Below are 21,201 nucleotides of genomic sequence, written 5' to 3' on the forward strand. Positions count from 1 at the left end.
GGGGTACGACACATCACCGCCACGAGGGGCGTGCGGTGACTTTTTGAATCCGGGGCGTCACCGAGCGGTTACCCCCTGACGGAGGCCGCGGGGAGCGTCAGAGCGCGTCCGCGCCCCGGTCCCGCAGGGACTGGCCGTACTGCTGGAGGACCCACAACTCGTTCTGCACCGAGGCCAATTGGGCCGGGTCGCCGTTCTGCCCGAGCCGGGCCAGGGTGCCCTGGATCTCCTGGAGGCGCCGGTCGACGGCGCGTCTGCGCACCCAGACGAGCTGCTCTCCCGCGTAGGCCTCGTCGACGACCCGGGCGTGGATGGCCTCGACCGCCAGCTCGGTGACGAGCGCGCGGACCGTGTCGTTGGGAGCGGACTCGCGGACCACCGCCAGATAGTCGGAGGGCGCGTCGGTGGCGCCGCCCGCGTCCTGGATGCACTGGCGGACGGCGGCGTACGGAGGGGCGGTGAACTCGTCGATGCCGTACGCGTCGAAGGCGGGTGAGACCAGCGCCGGGTACTGCAGGGCAAGCTTCAGCAGCTCGCGTTCGGTGCGGTGGGCGGGGCTGCGGAGGTTGAGCGCGGGTCCGCCGGTGGCCGTCCGCGGCGAGGCCACGGGCTGCCTCTCGTACGTTCGCTCCGGGGCGGCCGGTCCGCGTCCGCCGCGGTCGCGGGCCCAGCGGGCGATCTGGGCGACCCGCTTGACCACGAACTGGGTGTCGAGGATGCCGAGCATCCCGGCGAGCTGGACGGCGACCTCGTGCTGCGAGGAGATGTTCTTGATCCGGGCGACGACCGGCGCCGCCTCGTCGAGCGCGGCGCCGCGTCCCGCCGGAGTCTCCAGGTCGTAGCGGCCGACGATCTGGCGGAGCGCGAACTCGAAGAGCGGGGTGCGCGGCTCGGCCAGCTCCCGCACGGCCTCGTCGCCCTTCGCGAGCCGCAGGTCGCACGGGTCCATGCCGTCCGGGGCGATGGCGATGTAGGTCTCGGCGGCGAACTTCTGGTCGTCCTCGAAGGCGCGCAGCGCGGCCTTCTGACCGGGGGCGTCACCGTCGAAGGTGAAGATCACGCGGGCCGAGCCGTTGTCCATCAGCAGGCGGCGGAGGATCTTGATGTGGTCGCCGCCGAAGGAGGTGCCGCAGGTGGCGATGGCGGTGGTGACCCCGGCGAGGTGGCAGGCCATGACATCGGTGTAGCCCTCGACGACCACGGCGCGGCTGACCTTGGCGATGTCCTTCTTGGCCAGGTCGATGCCGTACAGCACCTGGGACTTCTTGTAGATCGGCGTCTCGGGGGTGTTCAGGTACTTCGGGCCGTTGTCGTCGTCGCGGAGCTTTCGCGCGCCGAAGCCGACGACCTCGCCGCCGACGTCGCGGATCGGCCACATCAGCCGGCCGCGGAAGCGGTCGATGGGGCCGCGGCGGCCGTCCTGGGAGAGCCCGGAGAGGATCAGCTCCTTGTCGCTGAACCCTTTGCCGCGCAGGAAGCGGGTGAGGTGGTCCCAGCCGGCCGGGCTGTAGCCGACGCCGAAATGGGCTGCGGCGGCCTGGTCGAAGCCCCGGGCGGCGAGGAACTTACGGCCGATCTCCGCCTCGGCGCTGTCGAGTTGGGCGACGTAGAAGTCGGCGGCCGCCTTGTGCGCCTCGACGAGCCGGATGCGCTCACCGCGCTGGTGGCCGGGGTTGTAGCCACCCTCTTCGTAACGCAGGGTGATGCCCGCCTTGGCGGCGAGACGCTCGACCGTCTCCGAGAAGGAGAGATGGTCGATCTTCATCACGAAGGCGATGGTGTCGCCGCCCTCCTGGCAGCCGAAGCAGTGGAACAGGCCCTTGCTCGGGCTGACCTGGAAGGAGGGGGACTTCTCGTCGTGGAAGGGGCACAGGCCCTTGAGGTTGCCGCCGCCGGCGTTGCGCAGCTGGAGGTACTCGGACACGACGGCGTCGATCGGGACCGCGTCCCGTACCGCCTTCACGTCGTCATCGTTGATCCTGCCTGCCACGCCACGAGTCTACGGTCCCGGGGTGCGGCGCCCGGACCCTCTCGGGGCCCGGACCCCCGAGCACCCCGGACGGCGATGCCTCAGATCAGGGTGTCCAGCGGCACCGACGGGTCCGCGAGGGCGTCGGGGTCCACGGGGGCGCCGGAGCGGATGAGTTGCTGGATGTGATCTGTGACGTCCCACACATTCACGTTCATCCCCGCCAGCACCCGGCGGTCCTTCAGCCAGAAGGCGATGAACTCGCGCTTTCCCACGTCGCCGCGGAGCAGCACCTGGTCGTACGAGCCGGGCGGCGCCCACCCCGAGTACTCGAGACCCAGGTCGTACTGGTCCGAGAAGAAGTACGGGACACGGTCGTAGGAGACCTGTCGGCCGAGCATCGCGCGGGCGGCGGCCGGGCCTCCGTTGAGGGCGTTGGCCCAGTGCTCGACACGGAGGCGGAGGTTCAGCAGCGGGTGCTGGGCGGCGGCCACGTCCCCGGCGGCGAAGATGTCGGGGTCCGAGGTGCGAAGGCTCGCGTCGACGGCGACGCCGCCGCCGTGGGACCGGTCGACGAGCGCGAGGCCGGCGGTCTCGGCCAGGGCGGTACGGGGGGCGGCGCCGATCGCGGCGAGCACCTCGTGGGCCGGGTGCTCTTCACCGTCGTCGGTGCGGACGGCGAGGACCATGCCGTCCTGTCCGGTGATCTCGGTGAGCTGGGCGCCGAAGTGGAAGCGGACGCCGTGGGCGGCGTGGATGTCGGCGAAGAGCTGGCCGAGCTCCGGACCGATGACGTGGTGCAGGGGGGTGGGGGCCGGTTCGACGACGGTGACCTCGGCGCCGTAGCCGCGGGCGGCGGCCGCCACCTCCAGGCCGATCCAGCCGGCGCCGGCGATGACCAGATGGCCGTTGTCGCGGCCGAGCGCGGCCAGCACGCGGCGCAGCCGGTCGGCGTGGGCGAGGCGGCGCAGATGGTGGACGCCCGCGAGGCCGGTGCCGGGGATGTCCAGGCGCCGCGGCTCGGCGCCGGTGGCCAGCAGCAGCTTGTCGTAGCGAATGGGGGTGCCGTCGCCGAGGCGCACGGTCCGCGCTTCCCGGTCGATGGCGGTCACGGGCTGGCCGAGGTGCAGTTCGACCTCGGCCCTGGCGTACCAGGCCGGCTCGTGGACGAAGACGCTGTCGCGTTCCTCCTTGCCGGAGAGGTACCCCTTGGACAGGGGCGGCCGTTCGTACGGGTGGTCGCGTTCGTCACCGATGAGGATCACCCGGCCCTTGAACCCCTCGGCGCGGAGCGTCTCCGCCGCCTTGGCCCCGGCCAGTCCCCCGCCGACGATGACGAAGGTCTGATCTGCGTCGACCACTTGATGCCTCCTCGTTGCGCCCGCTTCTACGCTACGCCGCCGCCGCAGCCCTTCCGTTCCGGGCTCGCTCGCCGGTCATGCCGCTACCGGCGAGCGTCCCGCACGGAGCGTGATGGCGGAAGAGGGGCCGCTCTCCGGGCGTGTCACGGCGGCGCGCCGATGGCCGGTTCCCGACCCCGGCCGGTCATCCGCGCCGGCTCGTGAGCCGGGCGTGCAGCGTACGGGCGGAGGCGTCGGTCAGCGAGGCGATGTGGTCGATGATCACCCGTTTGCGGGCGCGGTCGTCTCCCGCGGCGTCGAACAGGGCGCGGAACTGCGGGTCCAGGCCGTCCGGGGCGCGGGCGGTGAGCGCCTCGGCGAGTTCGGCGAGGACGATGCGCTGGTCGGCGCGGAGCGCCTCCTGCTCGGCGCGTTGCATGACATAGCGGTCGGCGACCGCCTTGAGCACGGCGCACTCGTTGCGCGTCTCGCGCGGGACGACCAGCTCGGCGGAGTAGCGGGTGAGGCGGCCGGAGCCGTGGGCCTGTCGGGTCGCGCCCTCGGCCGCCAGACAGAAACGGCCGATGAGTTGGCTGGTGGCGTCCTTGAGGCGGGCCTGGGCGACGGCGGAACCGTCGTAGCCGTGGGGCCACCACTGCTGTCCGAGGAGCCGGTCGAGGGCCTCGGCGAGCTCCTGCGGGTCGGTGTCGTCCGGGACGTACCGGCCGATGGCCACGGCGAAGATGTCGGCGCGCTCGGGCTCGGCGTACAGCAGGTTCGGGTCGATGTGGCCGGCGTGCAGGCCGTCCTCGACGTCGTGCACCGAGTAGGCGACGTCGTCGGACCAGTCCATGACCTGGGCCTCGAAGCACTTGCGGTATTTGGGGGCGCCCTGGCGCACCCAGTCGAAGACCGGCAGGTCGTCCTCGTACACACCGAACTTGGACGAGTCGGGGTCGTCGGGGTGGCCGCCGCGCGGCCAGGGGTACTTGGTGGCGGCGTCGAGCGCGGCGCGGGTGAGGTTGAGGCCGACGCTGACGAGTTCGCCGGTGGCGGGGTCGGCGACGAACCGTTTGGGCTCGATCCGGGTGAGCAGCCTCAGTGACTGGGCGTTTCCCTCGAAGCCGCCGCAGTCCTTGGCGACGTCGTTGAGCGCCTGCTCGCCGTTGTGCCCGAACGGCGGGTGGCCCATGTCGTGGGAGAGACAGGCGGCTTCGACGAGGTCGGGGTCGCAGCCGAGGGCGGCCCCCAGCTCGCGCCCGACCTGGGCGCACTCCAGGGAGTGGGTCAGCCGGGTACGCGGGCTCGCGTCCCAGACGTGACTGCGGGAGCCGGGTGTCACGACCTGGGTCTTGCCGGCGAGCCTGCGCAGCGCGGCGGAGTGCAGCACGCGCGCGCGGTCGCGCTGGAAGGCGGTGCGGCCGGGGCGTTTGTCGGGCTCGGGGGCCCAGCGCTCGGTCGCGGCCTCGTCGTACTCGGGGGGTGCGGTGTGCTCGGTGGTGCCTTCCATGCCGTCCATGCACCGACGGTATCCGGAGCCGGTGGGTCTGTTCCCCCACGACTAGGCGCTGGCGAGTTCCAGTGGGGCGAGTTCCCGGGGGGCGGCGACGGGGTGGGCGGTGAGGGCCTGTTCGTAGCGGTGGAGGACGAGCCGGGCGAGAGCCGGGTGGGCGCCGAGCGGGGCGGCGGCGATCCAGGGCGCGGCCGCGGCGCTGCGGGTGGCGAAGAGTCCGGGGGCGGTGAAGTAGGAGGCGACGGCGACCCGGTGGCGTCCACGGGCGGCGAGGGCGCGGATCGCCTCCGGGACGGTGGGGGCGGCGGCGGAGGCGAAGGCGGCGGCGACGGGGACTCCGCCCAGCCGTTCGCTCAGGAGCGCTGCCGTACGGCGCGTGTCGGCGGCCGACTCGGGGTCCCGCGATCCGGCGGCGGCCAGGACGACGCCCGTGGAGCGGCCGGCGCTGTCCTCGGGGCGCCACCCGGCTTCGGCGAGCCGGTCGTGGAGCGCCTCGACGAGCAGCGGGTGGGGGCCGAGCGGGGCGGCGATCCGGACGCGCGCGTGGCGGGCGGCGGCGGCCGCGGCGGGCAGGTCGTGCTTGACGTGGTAACCGCGGCTGAGCAGCAGCGGTACGAGAACGGCCTCGGCCGGGCCTTCGCCGACGCCCCCGGTGAGGCCTTCGAGGGTGTCGGGCAGCAGCGGCTCGTTCAGTTCGATGTGCCCGAGCCGGACGTCCAGACCGGGTCGCAGCTCCCGCACCCGCTCGAGGAGATCGCTCACGACGGCGACGGCACGGGGGTCGCGGCTGCCGTGCGCGACGGCTATGAGGGTGGGCCGGTCGGACCCGGGCCGGGGAGTGGTCATGGGCCTGCGCGTTCCGTTCAGGTGGACGTTGCCCAGCTGGCTGCCGAGCTGCGCGGTGATCCGGGTGAGCAGCGCGGCGGTGCTGTCGAACGTGTCGTCGGCGGGAGGGAACGGGGACTCACGAAGGTGTACCGGCTCCGTCATGAACCGATCCTGACGTCCACAGATTGCGTGGCGGTTGCGCGGGAGTGACGGGTGTTTTCCGGGGGCTCACACGATGGGGGCGCGGGGTGTGGGGGGCGGGGCGTGGGAGCGGGGGCCGCCGGCGTGTCGGCCGTTTCGGCCGGCGCGTCAGGCGGAGGTGTCGAGCCAGACCCGCAAGGAGCCCGTCGGGGTGAAGCCGTGGCGGAGGGCGGCGGTGAGGTCGTCGCCGTGTTCGTAACCGGCCACGGGCCTGTCCGGGTGCAGCGACGCGGCCGCGGAGAGACAGCCCGCCCAGGCGTCGTCGGCCGCCGCGCTCGTGTCGTCGGCCGCGAAGAGGTTGGAGACGCCGACCACCGGGGAGTCCGCGCGGGCGCTGAGCACCGCGCCGGCGACGATCCGGCCGTCGGCCCGGCCTGCGAGGACGGTCGTCGACGGATCGGTGAGGAGTGCGGCCCGGAAGAGGCCGGCCAGCTCCGGGTCGTCGCCGCTCCAGGCCTTTTCCCAGGCGCTGAGTTCGCCGGGCGCACGGACGGGCCCCCACTGAGCGGCGGAGGGGGCGGGAAGCGCGAGGCCGGCCGGTCGGTGGATCCACTCGGCCTCGAAGAGGAGGGTGAAGCCCTCCGCCTCCAGGTCGAGCGTGGCGTAGCTGTCCTTGACCGAGCAGCCGGGCGCCGACCGGTCGACGGCGCCGAGCACGTCGCGTACGGAGGCGTCGGCGGTGAGCGTCACGGCGTCGGGGTAGTACGTCGGGGCGCGGCGGGCGGTGGTCCAGGCGCGCTCGCCCCAGCTGCCCGGCAGGCCGTGGGCGCGGCACATGGCGTCGCACCACTCGGCGTTGTTGCGGGCGGCGGCCCCGCGGTCCCTGTCGCTGTCCCTCCCCGTGATCATGCACAGATCATGGCAGACGGTCTCGGGCCCGGGGGCCGGACCTCCGTACGATGCGCCGCCGATCCGCCCCCCTCATCCGGCGGCCCTGCGCCACGGCCATCGCGACGGCCGTGTTCGGCCGACACGCGACCGGCGTCGAGGCCGCGAATGCTTCGTCGCGCATCTGTCGTCCGGCGGTCCGAAGGACCAGGAGGAGAAGGAGGACCAGAAAAGAGCAGGCCGGGCGCGCCGTCGGGACGCCGTCGCCTCCGGCCAGCGCGAGGAGCCACGCCCGCGCCGGGGGAGCGGCTCGACCGATGTCTCCCCCACTCCCCCGTCACACACCCATGCGCCCTCCACATTTTCCGAAGAACGGAATATATTTTCCGCCACATGAACAAGAGCGAGGGGGACACACCATCATGAGCACACAGCGCGCCCTGCCGCGCCGGGTCGTCGCCGAACTGGTCGGCACCGCGTCGCTGGTCGCCGTGGTCATCGGTTCGGGGATCCAGGCCAGCGCGCTCAGCCAGGACGTCGGCATCCGGCTGCTGGCCAACTCCCTGGCGTCCGCGATCGGGCTCGGGCTGCTCATCGCCCTCTTCGGCCCGGTCTCCGGCGGACACCTCAACCCCGTCGTCACCCTCTCCGCGTGGTGGGCGCGGCGCGGCGGCGAGGACGGACCCGACGGGCGCGCCGCCGCCTGCTACATCGCCGCGCAGCTCGCCGGGGCGGTCGGCGGGGCGCTGCTCGCGGAGGCGATGTTCGGGCGGACGCCCGGCGTCTGGTCCACCCAGGTGCGGTCGGCCGGCCACCTGTGGCTCGGCGAGGTCGTGGCCACCGCCGGTCTGGTGCTGCTCATCGTGGGGCTCCAGCGGATCGGGCGGGCGCAGCTCGCCCCGGTCGCGGTGGGCGCGTACATCGCGGCGGCGATCTGGTTCACCTCCTCCGGCTCCTTCGCCAATCCGGCGGCGACGGTGGGGAGGGCGTTCACCGATTCGTTCACCGGGATCGCCCCCGCCTCGCTGCCGGGGTTCATCGCCGCGCAGTTCGTCGGCGGAGCGCTGGGGGCGGGGCTCGCGGCGGTGCTGTACGGTCCCGTGCGCGTCGCCCGTCGGCATCCTGCCGGGGCGGGGCCCGGCGATCTCGGGGCGGGCTGAAACCGTACGCGTGTGTGGTGCGTCGGAGCAGGCGACGGGTGACACCACCAGGAGGTTCGTACATGCGACGCAGGGCACGGATGACGCCGGGGCCCGGACTGCCGGGGCCGGGCCTGCCCCGGCTCCGGCTGCCCCGGCTTCGACTGCCACGGCTCCGGCTGCCCCGGACGCGTCGCGCGCAACGACGGGTCCTCCAGGCCGTCATGGCCGGATGCGTGCTCGCGCTCGCGCCGGCAACCTGGATGCACGCCGTCGCCGACAGCCGCCTGCGCACCACCGCGGACGTTCCCGCGCGGGACGTGGCCGTGGTCTTCGGCGCCGGCCTGTGGAAGGGGCGCCCCACCCCGTACCTCGCACACCGGCTCGACGCGGCGGCCGAGCTGTACCGGGCCGGGAAGGTACGGGTCGTGCTCGTCACCGGTGACAACAGCCGGGTCGAATACGACGAGCCGGACGCGATGCGCGCGTACCTCACCGCGCGCGGGGTGCCGGACGGGCGGATCGTCAGCGACTACGCGGGCTTCGACACCTGGGACTCCTGCGTCCGCGCGAAGAAGATCTTCGGGGTGGAGCGGGCGGTCCTGGTGACCCAGGGCTTCCACATCCGCCGCGCGGTGGCGCTCTGCGGGGCGGCGGGGGTGGACGCGTACGGCGTCGGCGTCACCGAGCCGCACGACTCGGTCTGGTACTACGGCGGCGTCCGGGAACTCGCGGCGGCGGGCAAAGCGGCCGTGGACGCGGCCCTCCGGCCGGAACCGCACTTCCTGGGCCGCGAGGAGCCGGGCGTGACGGAGGCGCTGGCGTCGGACACGCGCTGACCGCCGTCGTATCCGCCGTCCCCCGGCCGTGCCCTGACCGCCGCCACTCCCGGCGCCCTCGGCCGGGGGAATCCTCACCCCCGCCCCCTCCCGGCGTGGAGTACGACGTACCGGGGTCGTAATCAGGCGCTACCACGGGCGTAACACTCGCGTCGCACGCTCGCTGGTATGCCCGTCATGCCCCAGGTCACCACCCCCACGCACTGTCCCTACTGCGCCCTTCAGTGCGGCATGTCGCTGCGCCCCACCGAAGGGGCGCTGCCCGTCGAGGTGGTCGAGCGCACCGACTTCCCCGTCAACCGGGGCGCGCTGTGCGGCAAGGGGCGGACGGCGCCCGCTGTGCTCTCCTCCCAGGTCCGGCTGACCGGGCCCCTGGTCCGATGCCCTGACACAGGCAGGCTCGAACCGGCCACCTGGGAGGAGGCCCTCGGCGCGGTCGCCGAGGGACTGCGACGGACCCGGGACGGGCACGGGGCCGACGCCGTGGGCGTCTTCGGGGGCGGCGGGCTCACGAACGAGAAGGCGTACGCGCTCGGGAAGTTCGCCCGGATCGTCCTCGGGACCTCGCAGATCGACTACAACGGACGCTTCTGCATGTCCTCCGCCGCCGCCGCCCACCAGCGCGCCTTCGGCCTCGACCGGGGGCTCCCGTTCCCGCTGGAGGACATCCCCCGCACCGGCTGCGTGATCCTCGTCGGCTCCAACCTGGCCGAGACGATGCCCCCCGCCCTGCGCTACCTCACCGAGCTGAAGGCCAACGGCGGCAAGCTGATCGTCATCGACCCGCGTCGCACCCGCACCGCCGAGCAGGCCGATCTCCATCTCGCGCCGCGCCCCGGCACCGATCTGGCGCTCGCGCTGGGGATGCTGCACCTGGTGGTGGCCGAGGGGCGTACGGACGAGGAGTTCATCGCCGCCCGTACGGACGGCTGGGAGGCCGCCCGGTCCGGCGCGATGGCCCACTGGCCCGAGCTGGTCGAACGCATCACCGGCATCGCGGTCCCCCGGCTGCGCGACGCCGTCCACATGTTCTGCGACGCCCCCACCGGCATGGTCCTCACCGCGCGCGGCCCCGAGCAGCAGTCCAAGGGCACCGACACCGTCGGCGCCTGGATCAACCTCTGCCTGGCGACCGGCAAGGCGGGCCGCCCGCTGTCCGGCTACGGCTGCCTCACCGGCCAGGGCAACGGCCAGGGGGGCCGCGAGCACGGCCAGAAGGCCGACCAGCTCCCCGGCTACCGCAAGCTCGACGACCCCGCCGCCCGCGAGCACGTCGCCCAGGTGTGGGGCGTGCCCCCCGAGTCACTGCCGGGCCCGGGCCGCAGCGCCTACGAACTCCTCGACGCCCTCGGCGGTGACGTGAAGGCGCTGCTGCTGATGGGCTCCAACCCGGTCGTCTCCGCGCCTCGCGCCGCGCACATCGAGGGACGTCTGCGCTCCCTGGACTTCCTGGCCGTCGCGGACGTGGTCCTCTCGGAGACGGCGGAACTGGCCGATGTCGTCCTGCCGGTGACCCAGTGGGCCGAGGAGACCGGTACGACCACGAACCTGGAAGGTCGCGTCCTGCTGCGGCAGCGGGCGATCACCCCGCCCGACGGAGTCCGCACCGACCTGGAGGTACTCAACGGGCTCGCCGCCCTCCTCGGCCGGGAGAAGGGCTTCCCGACCGACCCGGAGGAGGTCTTCGAGGAGCTGCGCCGCGCCTCCGCCGGCGGCCCCGCCGACTACTCCGGCATCAGCTACCGCCGGATCGCCGAGGAGGACGGGGTCTTCTGGCCCTGCCCCGAGCCGGACCACCCGGGGACGCCCCGGCTCTTCCTGGACCGGTTCGCCACGGCTGACGGGCGGGCCCGGTTCGTTCCCGTGGTCCACCGGGCGGCCGCCGAAGAGACCGACGCGGAGTACCCGGTCGTGCTGACGACCGGCCGCGTCGTCTCCCAGTACCAGTCCGGCGCGCAGACCCGCCGCGTCGACGAGCTCAACGCGGCGGCCCCCGGCCCCTTCGTGGAGCTCCACCCCCGGCTCGCCGAACGCCTCGGAGTCGCCGAGGGCGACTCCGTCGCCGTGGTGTCACGGCGGGGCCGGGCCGTGGCCCCCGCCCGGATCACCACGAACATCCGGCCCGACACGGTCTTCATGCCGTTCCACTGGCCGGGCGAGGGCCGCGCCAACACCCTGACCAATCCGGCGCTCGACCCGGTCTCGCGGATGCCGGAGTTCAAGGTGTGCGCGGTGCGCCTGGAGGCCGCGCGCGGGTGACCCAGTCACCGCCCGGGATGAGCGGGCCGAGGGCCGCCCCGGGCGCCGCGAAGTACACCCAGGCGCGGACGGCCGCGCCGTCCCGGTCCCGGACGACGTCCCGCGCCTGCCGCTCGTACAGATTGAGCGGATGCCCGGTCCCGAAGTACTCCTCCAGGGCGTCGAGTACGGAGAGCAGGGAGGCGTACGCGCCGGGCGCGGCGGTCACCAGCTCACCCCTGACCTCCCCGGGGCCCGGGAGCGCGTACGGGTAGCCGGGGCCGTCGTACAGCTGCGCTCCCGGCAGCGTGGCCGGCTCCTCGCCCGCCGTACGGCCCCGCAGGAAGCGGTCGTGGTTGTGCTCGCCCGGGCGCAGTGTTCCGTAGACGAAGAACGGCAGTTCGGGACCGGTCACCTGGCGACGGTCTCCGCCTGGAGCCAGGCGAGGTAGGCGGCGCTCGCGCGGACCACCGGCGTGGCGATGATCTCCGGGGTCTCGTAGTCGTGCGCGGCGACGAGATGGGCCTCCAGATCGTCGTAACAGGCGTCCGTCGTCTTCAGGGTCACCTGCCACTCCTCGCTGGTCTCGATCGCCTTCTGCCAGTGGAAGATCGAGGTGACGGGTCCGGTGATCTGCGCGCAGGCGGCGAGCCGCGCCTCCACGGCGCCACGGGCCAGTTCCTCGGCCTTGGCCGCGCTGTCGGTGGTGGTGAGTACGGTCAGGGCCAGCGTCACGGGCGCGCTCCTTCTTCGTCCTTCGGGGCTCGGTTCGCCTCCGGGGCGGCCCGGGCGGCGGGTTCAGCGGGCGGGTCGCCCCGCCTTCACCGTACGCACGGCCGGGCGCCCGCCGCTCGCAGCCCCGGGCCGTCCGCTAGCCGCGCCGCAGCACCCACCGCTGGAGAGCCTCGAGCGGGCCGTGGTCGAACCGGCGCAGCCAGAGGCTCGCGCCGGTCACGAGGACGAGACAGACCGCCGCCCACAGTCCCATCACCCACCACGGGCTGCCGTCCTCGCCCAGGCGTGCGGCGAGACCCAGGCCGATGCCGTAGCAGGCGAGCATGGACAGCACGTTCTGGGCGACGTAGCAGGAGAGGGAGGTGCGGCCGACCGCGGTCAGACCGCTGGTGAGGATCCCGGTGCCTCGGGCGCGGTCGAGGAGCACGCCGATCAGGCCGATGTAGCCGAGAGCCACGACCGGGGCGGCGACATAGCGGCCGAGCAGGAAGAAGTCGGAGCCGCCCGCGGCGGTGGCGACGTTCAGCGGCACGCCGACGCCGAGGCCCCAGCGGAGCATCCTGACGCGGATCCGGCGGCCGGCGGCGTCCGCGCCGAACGCTCCGGCCCGGTGGAGGCGCACGCCGAGCAGGAAGAGGAAGACGAGCAGCCCGAAGGAGATCACCGGCTCGATGCGCAGGGCGAGGGCGTGGTCGAGACGGAAGGCGATCTGGTCGAGGTAGCCGCCGTGGGCGTAGAGCGCGACCGCGCCCTCGTCGTCCGGGTCCGGGCCGGTGTCGGACTCCCCGGCCAATGCCAGGGTGAGCAGGGCCATCACCGCGAGGTGGAAGCCGCCCGCGCACCACATCGCCACCCGCCTCACGCGCTCGGTGCGGGCCAGCAGCCAGGCGACGAGGAGGGCGGTGACGGCGTACCCCATCAGGACGTCCCAGGCGAAGACGAGGACGAAGTGCGCGGTGCCCTCGGTGAAGAGGAAGAGCGCCCGCCACCGGTAGCGGCCCGGCCAGGGCTCTCCGCGCCGGGCGGCGGAGTCGTACTGGAGGGCGAGGCCGACTCCGAAGAGGACGGTGAGCAGGGACAGGAACTTGCCGTCGGCGGCGAGCCGGAAGACCCCCTGGGCCGAGAAGGGCTCCGCCCCGGTCGCGTTCTCCACGAGGCCCCACTCGGAGCCCGGGGCGGTGAAGATCCAGACGTTGGTCATCAGGGTGCCGAGGATGGCCGCGCCGCGCAGTACGTCGAGCAATGGCAGGCGCCCAACTGCCTTACTAACAAGAGTGGTTGCTGGCTTCGGGCGCAGAGTCTCGGTCATGCACCCATCGTCCCGGCGCCGCGCGCGGAGATCGTCGTGAGCGGAGACGAGACCGCGCTGCGCCGAAGGATGCAGCGCGGCCCCGGCGGCCTCCTTCTCAAGGCGGGCGGCACCCGGCCCGGATTCCCTTCACGCGGCGTAGGCGCGGGCGGACTTGGCCTCGCTCAGTGCCCTCGCCCACCAGCCGAGCTGGTTGAGCATGGCGGTGGCAGCGGCATTGGCGGCTTCGGGGTCCTTGTGCCGCCCGTCGGGTCCGAAGTGGGAGTGCGCGTGGTGGAAGGAGACGGTGTCGCGGACGGTGACGGCGTGCATCTCGGCGAAGACCTGGCGCAGTTGCTCGACGGCGCGCAGGCCTCCGGAGATCCCGCCGTAGGACACGAACCCGACGGGCTTGGCCTGCCATTCGCTGTAGTGCCAGTCGATGAGGCTCTTCAGGGAGGCCGGGAAGGAGTGGTTGTACTCGGGGGTGAGGACGACGAAGGCGTCGGCGGCGGCGAGCCGGGGGCTCACCTTCTCCAGTTCGGCACGGACGCCGGGGCCGGGGTTGTGGGAGGGCGCCGGGGGCAGGTCGATGTCCGCGAGGTCGATGAGGTCGACGGCGAAGTCGGTGCGTTCGCCGGTCCGGGAGAGGAACCAGTCGGCGATGACGGGGGCGAAGCGGCCCTCGCGGGTGCTCGCGACGATGACGGCGAGGGTGGGCGGGGCGGGGGTGGCGGACGTGGAGGTCGTCGTGGACATGGGCGCGGGCGTGGTGCGCGTCGGCACGGTGTGCGTGGTCATGGGGAAGAGACTCGTTCCTCAAGTTTGGTTGAGGTCAAGCGGCTCTTGGAAAGATCCGCTCGGCGTGCCGAACGGCGGTCGTACGGTGGGGGCCATGACGACCGCATCCGTATACATCGAGGCCGACGGCAGGGCCGTGGGCGAGGCCGAGCTCTTCGGTGTCGCGCAGAGCGGCTACGGGCATTTCACGGCGATGCAGGTGAGGGACCGGCGGGTCCGGGGCCTCGACCTCCACCTGGCCCGGCTGGACGCGGCCACCCGGGAGCTCTTCGGCACGGGCCTGGACGGCGGGCGGGTGCGCGCGCTCGTCCGGCAGGCCATGGCGGCGGCGGACCGCCGGGACGCGGCCACCCGGGTCCATGTGTACCGGCGGCCGGACGGGGAGGTACTGCCGGTGGTGACGGTCCGCGAGCCGGTGACGACGGGCCGGGAGCCGCGGAGCCTGATGTCCGTGCCGTACCAGCGGCCCGTCCCCCACATCAAGCATCTGGGCGGCTTCGGCCAGCTCTACTACGGCACCGAGGCGGAGCGCGCCGGCTTCGACGAGGCGCTGCTGACGGGCCCCGACGGCGTGATCTCCGAGGGCTCGATCACCAACATCGCCTTCTGGGACGGCACCTCGGTGATCTGGCCGGACGCCCCGTCCCTGCGCGGCATCACGATGGCCCTCCTGGAGCCCCTCCTCCCCTCGGCCCACGCCCCGGTGACCTTGTCGGACCTCCCGTCCTTCCGTGCGGCGTTCGTGACGAACGCCCGGGGGATCGCACCGGTGCGGAGGATCGACGGGGTGACGTACGAGGTGGACGAGGACCTGATGAAGCGGGTCTACGCGGCGTACGAGTCGGTGGAGTGGGACGAGATCTGAGCGGGCGGGGCGGAAAGGGCGCGGCCCTGTCACCCGTTCGGCGCGGGAGCGTAGCTGACGCTTCGTAACTCGCTCCCACCTGCGGAAACGCGCCGCGTCCAGGGCGACACGCCGTCTCCGTCGGCGGATCTGACCCTCCATCAGCAGGCGCGGACGCTGTGCCCGGCCTTATCTCGTGGAGAGGACACCGCCCGAAAACGCGCGCCCCGGAGGATTCCATGCGCACCACCACCCGCCTGCTGACCGGTACCGCGTCGGCGCTCCTACCGTTCTGCGCCCTGGTCGCGGTCGCCGCGCCCGTGGCGTACGCAGGAGACCACGAGGAGGACCGCACCGGGAACCACGAGGCGGAGGACCGCACCGGGAAGCACGAGGGGCTCGAGGTCTTCCCCTCGACCGCCTCCCCGGGCACGCGCATCACCGTGAACACCACCGCCTGCGGCAAGAACGGCCACGGCGTGGGTGAGGTCCACGGACTCGACGCGGGCCGGTTCCAGCTGTCGCCGAGCATGCACAAGGAGGTCGTGGCCGGCCAGTTCACGGTCCCGCACCACGCCGAGGGCGGCACCCACCGCATCACCGTCGAGTGCGACAACGGCAAGCGGGCGAGCGGCGAGCTGGTGGTCCGCCACCACGGCCCCAGCGGCCATGTGAGCACCGGAGTCGGCGGCAGCGTCGGCCCGGACACCACCCAGATCGCGGCGGGCGTGGCCGTACTGGCCGCTGCCGCCGTCGGCGGTACCTGGCTCCTGCGCCGCCGGGCGAGCGGCGCGCAGGGCCACTAGCCGGGACCTTCCGTCCCGCGTACCGCCGCCCCGCCCCCGCTGCGCGCCCCCCGGCCCGGCGGGGGCGGGGCCACACCCGGATCACCCCCGGAGGACCCCGACCGTGACCACCAAGAACAAGGGCTGGGGCATAGCGGCCGCCGTCTGCGTCGGTCTCTGGCTGGTCCAGAACGGCTCCCACGACGTGACCCCGCCCGTCCCGTCCGCCGCCCAGGCCTTCGCCGCGGGCCCCGAACTGCACACGGAGGCGGCCGCCGACCCGCTGCCTCCGTCGCCGCCGTACCGGCTGCGCATCCCGAAGATCGACGTCGACGCCCCGGTGATGCGCCTGGGGCTCGACGGGAGCAGCCGGCTGGAGGTGCCGCCGGCCGGCAACCGCAATCTGGCCGGCTGGTACAAGGACGGCACCCCACCCGGCGCCAAGGGCACGGCGATCGTCGCGGGCCATGTCGACAACGCCCGGGGACCGGCCGTCTTCTACGCGCTCGGGGCGCTGCAGAAGGGCAACCGCATCGAGGTGGACCGCGTGGACGGCCGCACCGCCGTCTTCACCATCGACGCCGTCGAGGTGTACGAGAACGACGCCTTTCCGGACGAGAAGGTGTACGGACAGGCCGACCGCGCCGAGCTACGGGTGATCACCTGCGGCGGCGGCTTCTCCAAGAAGTCCGGCTACCAGGGCAACGTCGTGGCCTTCGCGCATCTCATCGGGGTGCGCTAGGACGCGTCCCGGGCCCCCCGGCGTGCGCCGGCCCCGCGCCCGTCCCTACGCCCACTGGTCGAAGGCGAGCTTCGCGACCAGCGAGAAGACCACGAACAGCAGGACCCCGCGCACGAACTCCGCACCCTTGCGCAGGGCCATGCGCGCGCCGATCATCCCGCCGGTCAGGTTGAAGACCGCCATCACCGCCGCCGGCTGCCACAGCACGGTCCCCTGGTACGCGAACATCGCCAGCGCCCCCGCGTTGGTGCACACATTGACGATCTTGGCGGTCGCGGAGGCGGTCACCAGGTCGAGATGGAGCACGGCGGTCAGCGCGAGGACCAGGAAGGTGCCGGTGCCGGGGCCGACGAGGCCGTCGTAGAAACCGATGCCCCCGCCGACCAGGACGATCGCGGCGATCACCCTGGCCCGGGTCGCCGGGCCCTTGTCCTCGCCGGTCCCGAAGGACGGCCGCAGCATCACGAACGCGGCCACGCCCAGCAGGACGACCATGATGACCGGCCGCAGCACCTCGCTGCTGATCCCGGCCGCGAAGAAGGCCCCGGTCATGGATCCGGCGAGCGCGGCGAGACCGATCCGTACCGCCGTCCCCACCTGGACGGGCGCCTTGCGCACATAGGTCACGGCGGCGCCGGACGTACCGACGATGGACACGGCCTTGTTGGTGCCGAGGATCTGGGCGGCCGGCACGTGCGGCATGCCCAGCAGCAGCGCCGGCAGCAGGAGCAGCCCGCCGCCGCCGACCACCGCGTCGATCCAGCCGGCCACGAGGGCGGCGAGACACAGCAGGACGACGGTGGTCAGCGACATGTCAGGCATGACCGCGAGCCTAGGGAGACGATGAGTGTGCCGTCCATCGATCTCGGTGAGAGTTGAGGTACGCCTGAGGCTGCGGGGCCGCGGCACGGCGGCCGCGGCGGTCCCGGGCAGCGCTGTCCGGTCGATGTCCCTCACATCCCGGGTGGACGGCGGTTGAGGTCAGCGTTCCGTACGGGAAACAGACGGGATGCCGTCGGGTAACACCGACCCCGCACGCTGCGGGTATGAGTACACGGATCGTGGTGGTCGGCGGCGGGACGGCGGGCGCCCGGCTCGCCCAGCGCCTGCCGGTCACCCTCCTCGGCGAAGAGCCGCACGCGCCCTACAACAGGGTGCTGCTGGCCGACGTCCTGGCCGGACGGTACGCGCCGGAGGTGATCGCCCTGCCGGCGCCCCTGGAGCCGGTACGGCACGGCGTGCGGGCGGAGCGCATCGACCGGGAGGCCCGGGTGGTGCACTGCGCCGACGGCAGCACGGTCGGCTACGACCGGCTGGTCCTGGCGACGGGTTCCAACCCGGTGCTGCCGCCGCTGCGCGGTCTGCGCGGCAGCAGGCTGCCCGAGGGGGTCCATCCGTTCCGCACGCTCGACGACTGCCTGGAGCTCCGGGCGCTGGTGCGCCCCGGGGTGCGGGCGGTCGTCGTCGGCGGCGGTCTGCTCGGGGTGTCCGCCGCCCGGGCGCTGGCGGCGCGCGGCGCGGAGGTCGTCCTGACGCAGCAGGGCGAGCGGCTGATGGAGCGCCAGCTGGACGAGCAGGCCTCGGCCCTCCTGCGCTCCCACGTCGAATCGCTCGGCGTCGAGGTGCACACGGAGTGCCGGGTGAGCGGGCTGCGGCAGCGCGACGGCGCGGTCACGGCCGTGGAGCTGGCGGACGGGTTCGTCCTGGACGCCCAGGTCGTCGTCCTGGCCTGCGGGGTACGGCCCCGCGTGGGTCTCGCCCGGGACGCGGGGCTGGACGTCCGTACCGGCGTCGTCGTCGACGACGAGCTGCGCACCTCGGATCCGTTCATCCACGCCGTCGGCGACTGCGCGGAGCACCAGGGCCGGGTCTACGGCCTGGCCGGCCCCGCGCTGGAACAGGCCGACGCGCTGGTCTCCGTACTGACCGGCGACGGCGGCCCCGCCTACGCCGGCACCCGGGCGCTGACCCGGCTCACTCTCGGCGGGCCCGAGGCGCTGGACCTCGCCGCGTTCGGCGAGGCCACGGCGCAGCCGGGCGACGACGTCGTCCAGCTGACCGACGCCACCCGCCGCGCCTACCGGAAGGTCGTCGTCCGTGGCGACCGGCTGGTCGGCGGTGTACTTCTCGGCGATCTCGCCGCGGTCGGGGCGCTCGCCCGGGCCTGGGAGGGCGACGAGGCCCTGCCCGAAGCTCCCCTGCTCCACCTGCTCACCCATGACGGAGGGTCCTGAGATGACCGTGAACACCCCCACCATCGTCCTGGTCGGCCACGGGATGGTCGGCCAGCGGTTCCTGGAGGCCCTCGCGGACCGCGGTGTCACCGAGCGGGCCCGTGTCGTGGTGCTCTGCGAGGAGCCGCGCCCGGCGTACGACCGGGTCAAGCTGACCTCGTACTTCGACGGGAAGACCCCGGACGACCTCTCGATGGTCGAGGGCGACTTCATGGAGCGGCACGGGATCGAGCTGTATCTGGACGACCCGGCCGAGACCGTCGACCGGGAGAGCCGCACGGTCGTCTCCCGCTCGGGGCGGTCCTTCACCTACGACACGCTGGTGCTGGCGACCGGCTCGTACCCGTTCGTCCCGCCGGTGCCCGGCAAGGACGCGCGCGGCTGTTTCGTCTACCGCACCATCGAGGACCTCCTCGCGATCGAGGAGTTCGCGAAGACGTCGAAGGTCGGCGCGGTGGTCGGTGGCGGTCTGCTCGGTCTGGAGGCGGCGGGCGCCCTGAAGGGCCTCGGCCTGGAGACGCACATCGTCGAGTTCGCGCCCCGGCTGATGCCGGTGCAGGTCGACGAGGGCGGTGGCGCGGCGCTGCTGCGCACGATCGAGCAGATGGGGCTGACCGTCCACACCGGCACGGGCACCCAGGAGGTCCTGACGGCCGACGGCACGGTCACCGCGATGCGGCTGTCGGACGGCTCCGAGCTGGAGACCGACATGGTCGTCTTCTCGGCGGGTGTGCGGCCCCGGGACCAGCTGGCCCGCGACTGCGGTCTGGCGGTCGGCGAGCGCGGCGGTATCGCGGTCGACGAGCAGTGCCGTACGTCGGACCCGGCGGTGTACGCCATCGGCGAGTGCGCGCTGGCCTCGGACGGCAAGGTCTACGGCCTGGTCGCGCCGGGCTACGAGATGGCGCAGACGGCCGCCGCGACGATCGCCGCGGCCGAGGAGCACGCGTTCACGGGTGCCGACATGTCGACGAAGCTGAAGCTGCTCGGCGTGGACGTGGCGTCGTTCGGCGACGCGCACGGCACGGCGGAGGGCTGCCTGGACGTCGTCTACTCGGACTCCCGCTCCGGTATCTACAAGAAGCTGGTCGTGGACGGCGACGGCGTGCTGCTCGGCGGTGTACTGGTCGGTGACGCCGACGCGTACGGGATGCTGCGCCCGCTCACCGGGTCCGTCCCGCCGGTCTCCCCCGAGCAGCTGGTGCTGCCGGCCGGCGCGGGAGCGCCCGTGGCGCTCGGCCCGTCCGCGCTGCCCGACGACGCGGTGATCTGCAGCTGCCACAACGTGACCAAGAAGGCGATCACGGCCTGCTCCTCGATGCCCGAGGTGAAGAAGTGCACCAAGGCCGGTACGGGCTGCGGCAGTTGTGTGAAGCTGATCGGTCAGCTGCTCCCGGCGCCCGCCGACAGCGGTCTGTGCGCCTGCTTCTCGTACACCCGCAGCGAGCTGTACGAGATCACCCGCACGCTGCGGCTGACCTCGTTCGCCGCGCTCCTGGACTCGCACGGGCGGCCGGAGGCGCGTGGCGGTGAGGGCTGCGAGATCTGCAAGCCGACCGTCGGCTCGATCCTGGCCAGCCTCAACAACGGCTACATCCTGGACGGCGAGCAGGCCTCGCTCCAGGACACCAACGACCACTTCCTGGCGAACCTGCAGCGCAACGGTTCGTACTCGGTGGTGCCGCGCATCCCCGGCGGCGAGGTCACTCCGGAGAAGCTGATCGTGATCGGCGAGGTGGCCCGCGACTTCGGCCTCTACACCAAGATCACGGGCGGTCAGCGGATCGACATGTTCGGCGCCCGGGTGGAGCAGCTGCCGGCGATCTGGACGCGGCTGGTGGACGCCGGTTTCGAGTCCGGCCACGCGTACGGCAAGTCGCTGCGCACGGTGAAGTCCTGTGTGGGACAGACCTGGTGCCGCTACGGCGTGCAGGACTCGGTGAAGATGGCGATCAACCTGGAGCTGCGCTACCGGGGCCTGCGCTCCCCGCACAAGCTCAAGTCGGCGGTCTCGGGCTGTGCCCGTGAGTGCGCGGAGGCCCAGTCCAAGGACTTCGGGGTGATCGCCACGGCGAGCGGCTGGAACCTCTACGTGGGCGGCAACGGCGGCGCGACCCCGCGCCACGCCGACCTCCTCGCGCAGGACCTCTCGGACGCCGAACTGGTGCGGCTGATCGACCGGTTCCTGATGTTCTACATCCGTACGGCGGACCGGCTCGAGCGCACCTCCACCTGGCTGGAGCGGCTGGAGGGCGGCCTGGACCACCTCCGGGACGTCGTGGTCCACGACTCCCTGGGGCTCTGCGACGAGCTGGAGTCCCTGATGGCCGCGCACGTCGACGGCTACCAGGACGAGTGGGCGCAGACCCTGGACGACCCGGACCGGCTGCGCCGCTTCGTCTCCTTCGTCAACGCGCCGGACGCGCCGGACCCGTCGGTCCGGTTCGTGCCGGAGCGCGACCAGATCAAGCCCGACCTCACCATCCTCACCCTGGAAGGGGTTTCCGCGCGATGACTCTTCAGCTCTCCCACGCCTCCGACAACTGGCTCACCATCTGCGAGGAGTCCCGGCTGACACCGGGCCGCGGGGTGGCGGCGCTGCTGCCGGACGGGCGGCAGGCAGCGCTCTTCGTGGACCGGTCGGGGCGGGCGTACGCGATCGACAACCGCGATCCGTTCACGGGCGCGCAGGTGCTCTCGCGGGGGCTGCTCGGCTCGGTGTCGGGGCGCCCGTTCGTGGCGTCGCCGCTGCTGAAGCAGCGCTTCGACCTGGAGACGGGCAGATGCCTGGACGACGAGGAGGTCTCGGTCGAGGTGTTCGAGGTGCGGACGGTATAACCACCCTTCCTTGACCGATCGTTCCAATTCGATCTAGAG

19 protein-coding genes are annotated in these 21,201 nt (G+C 73.0%); 9 read left to right on the forward strand and 10 right to left on the reverse strand.

The window, feature by feature from the left end; all coding sequences use genetic code 11:
- Nucleotides 1–97 precede the first annotated feature (97 nt).
- The 5 genes from dnaG to ACZ5VC_RS03405 all read right to left on the reverse strand — a co-directional run bounded on the left by dnaG (nucleotide 98) and on the right by ACZ5VC_RS03405 (nucleotide 6,700).
- The gene (gene dnaG, locus ACZ5VC_RS03385) at nucleotides 98–1,990 is read right to left on the reverse strand and encodes a DNA primase (RefSeq protein ID WP_469118414.1); all 1,893 of its coding nucleotides are present in this window, start codon (nucleotides 1,988–1,990) and stop codon (nucleotides 98–100) included.
- Nucleotides 1,991–2,070: 80 nt separating this feature from the next.
- Nucleotides 2,071–3,330: an NAD(P)/FAD-dependent oxidoreductase gene (locus ACZ5VC_RS03390; protein WP_469118415.1), complete on the reverse strand. Its 1,260-nt coding sequence runs from the start codon at nucleotides 3,328–3,330 to the stop codon at nucleotides 2,071–2,073.
- A 184-nt stretch (nucleotides 3,331–3,514) separates the two neighbouring features.
- Complete coding sequence (locus ACZ5VC_RS03395) at nucleotides 3,515–4,828, reverse strand: deoxyguanosinetriphosphate triphosphohydrolase (RefSeq protein WP_469118416.1); 1,314 nt, start codon at nucleotides 4,826–4,828, stop codon at nucleotides 3,515–3,517.
- 42 nt (nucleotides 4,829–4,870) lie between these two features.
- The gene (locus ACZ5VC_RS03400) at nucleotides 4,871–5,812 is read right to left on the reverse strand and encodes a sirohydrochlorin chelatase (protein ID WP_469118417.1); all 942 of its coding nucleotides are present in this window, start codon (nucleotides 5,810–5,812) and stop codon (nucleotides 4,871–4,873) included.
- Between the two features lie 147 nt (nucleotides 5,813–5,959).
- Nucleotides 5,960–6,700: a hypothetical protein gene (locus ACZ5VC_RS03405; RefSeq protein WP_469118418.1), complete on the reverse strand. Its 741-nt coding sequence runs from the start codon at nucleotides 6,698–6,700 to the stop codon at nucleotides 5,960–5,962.
- A 401-nt stretch (nucleotides 6,701–7,101) separates the two neighbouring features.
- Between ACZ5VC_RS03405 and ACZ5VC_RS03410 the strand changes: the two genes are divergently transcribed.
- The 3 genes from ACZ5VC_RS03410 to ACZ5VC_RS03420 all read left to right on the forward strand — a co-directional run bounded on the left by ACZ5VC_RS03410 (nucleotide 7,102) and on the right by ACZ5VC_RS03420 (nucleotide 10,916).
- Nucleotides 7,102–7,839, forward strand: coding sequence for an aquaporin (locus tag ACZ5VC_RS03410; RefSeq protein ID WP_469118419.1), 738 nt, complete (start codon nucleotides 7,102–7,104; stop codon nucleotides 7,837–7,839).
- Between the two features lie 80 nt (nucleotides 7,840–7,919).
- Nucleotides 7,920–8,657, forward strand: a complete 738-nt coding sequence (locus ACZ5VC_RS03415) for a SanA/YdcF family protein (protein WP_469118922.1) — start codon at nucleotides 7,920–7,922, stop codon at nucleotides 8,655–8,657.
- Between the two features lie 177 nt (nucleotides 8,658–8,834).
- A complete protein-coding gene (locus ACZ5VC_RS03420; protein WP_469118923.1) occupies nucleotides 8,835–10,916 on the forward strand; it encodes a molybdopterin oxidoreductase family protein in 2,082 nt (693 codons plus the stop codon).
- Here ACZ5VC_RS03420 and ACZ5VC_RS03425 read toward each other — a convergent pair.
- The 4 genes from ACZ5VC_RS03425 to ACZ5VC_RS03440 all read right to left on the reverse strand — a co-directional run bounded on the left by ACZ5VC_RS03425 (nucleotide 10,876) and on the right by ACZ5VC_RS03440 (nucleotide 13,677).
- The gene (locus ACZ5VC_RS03425) at nucleotides 10,876–11,310 is read right to left on the reverse strand and encodes a gamma-glutamylcyclotransferase family protein (protein WP_469118420.1); all 435 of its coding nucleotides are present in this window, start codon (nucleotides 11,308–11,310) and stop codon (nucleotides 10,876–10,878) included. The genes ACZ5VC_RS03420 and ACZ5VC_RS03425 overlap by 41 nt on opposite strands.
- Nucleotides 11,307–11,630, reverse strand: a complete 324-nt coding sequence (gene cutA, locus ACZ5VC_RS03430; RefSeq protein ID WP_469118421.1) for a divalent-cation tolerance protein CutA — start codon at nucleotides 11,628–11,630, stop codon at nucleotides 11,307–11,309. The genes ACZ5VC_RS03425 and cutA overlap by 4 nt, the downstream gene beginning before the upstream one ends.
- A 136-nt stretch (nucleotides 11,631–11,766) precedes the next feature.
- Nucleotides 11,767–12,939: a DUF418 domain-containing protein gene (locus ACZ5VC_RS03435; protein ID WP_469118422.1), complete on the reverse strand. Its 1,173-nt coding sequence runs from the start codon at nucleotides 12,937–12,939 to the stop codon at nucleotides 11,767–11,769.
- Nucleotides 12,940–13,068: 129 nt separating this feature from the next.
- The gene (locus ACZ5VC_RS03440; protein WP_469118924.1) at nucleotides 13,069–13,677 is read right to left on the reverse strand and encodes an NADPH-dependent FMN reductase; all 609 of its coding nucleotides are present in this window, start codon (nucleotides 13,675–13,677) and stop codon (nucleotides 13,069–13,071) included.
- A gap of 136 nt (nucleotides 13,678–13,813) precedes the next feature.
- Here ACZ5VC_RS03440 and ACZ5VC_RS03445 point away from each other — a divergent pair, with 136 nt between their 5' ends.
- The 3 genes from ACZ5VC_RS03445 (at nucleotide 13,814) to ACZ5VC_RS03455 (ending at nucleotide 16,090) form a co-directional block, all read left to right on the forward strand.
- On the forward strand, nucleotides 13,814–14,584 hold the full coding sequence (locus ACZ5VC_RS03445) for an aminotransferase class IV (protein ID WP_469118423.1): 771 nt from the start codon (nucleotides 13,814–13,816) through the stop codon (nucleotides 14,582–14,584).
- 218 nt (nucleotides 14,585–14,802) lie between these two features.
- On the forward strand, nucleotides 14,803–15,369 hold the full coding sequence (locus tag ACZ5VC_RS03450; protein ID WP_469118424.1) for a hypothetical protein: 567 nt from the start codon (nucleotides 14,803–14,805) through the stop codon (nucleotides 15,367–15,369).
- 103 nt (nucleotides 15,370–15,472) lie between these two features.
- Nucleotides 15,473–16,090 carry a class F sortase gene (locus ACZ5VC_RS03455; RefSeq protein WP_469118425.1) on the forward strand — a complete coding sequence of 206 codons (618 nt, stop codon included), beginning with the start codon at nucleotides 15,473–15,475 and terminating at the stop codon, nucleotides 16,088–16,090.
- A 45-nt stretch (nucleotides 16,091–16,135) separates the two neighbouring features.
- On the opposite strand, the gene ACZ5VC_RS03460 is transcribed toward ACZ5VC_RS03455, so the two are convergent.
- Entirely contained in the window at nucleotides 16,136–16,912 is a 777-nt protein-coding gene (locus ACZ5VC_RS03460; protein WP_469118426.1) for a sulfite exporter TauE/SafE family protein, read from the reverse strand.
- Nucleotides 16,913–17,136: 224 nt separating this feature from the next.
- Between ACZ5VC_RS03460 and ACZ5VC_RS03465 the strand changes: the two genes are divergently transcribed.
- The 3 genes from ACZ5VC_RS03465 to nirD are packed head-to-tail and all read left to right on the forward strand — an operon-like array spanning nucleotide 17,137 to nucleotide 21,162.
- Nucleotides 17,137–18,324, forward strand: a complete 1,188-nt coding sequence (locus ACZ5VC_RS03465) for an NAD(P)/FAD-dependent oxidoreductase (RefSeq protein ID WP_469118427.1) — start codon at nucleotides 17,137–17,139, stop codon at nucleotides 18,322–18,324.
- Between the two features lies 1 nt (nucleotide 18,325).
- The gene (nirB, locus tag ACZ5VC_RS03470) at nucleotides 18,326–20,839 is read left to right on the forward strand and encodes a nitrite reductase large subunit NirB (protein WP_469118428.1); all 2,514 of its coding nucleotides are present in this window, start codon (nucleotides 18,326–18,328) and stop codon (nucleotides 20,837–20,839) included.
- Nucleotides 20,836–21,162 carry a nitrite reductase small subunit NirD gene (gene nirD / locus ACZ5VC_RS03475; RefSeq protein WP_469118429.1) on the forward strand — a complete coding sequence of 109 codons (327 nt, stop codon included), beginning with the start codon at nucleotides 20,836–20,838 and terminating at the stop codon, nucleotides 21,160–21,162. The genes nirB and nirD overlap by 4 nt, the downstream gene beginning before the upstream one ends.
- Nucleotides 21,163–21,201 lie beyond the last annotated feature (39 nt).

The organism is Streptomyces sp. NPDC033174 (assembly GCF_055577795.1).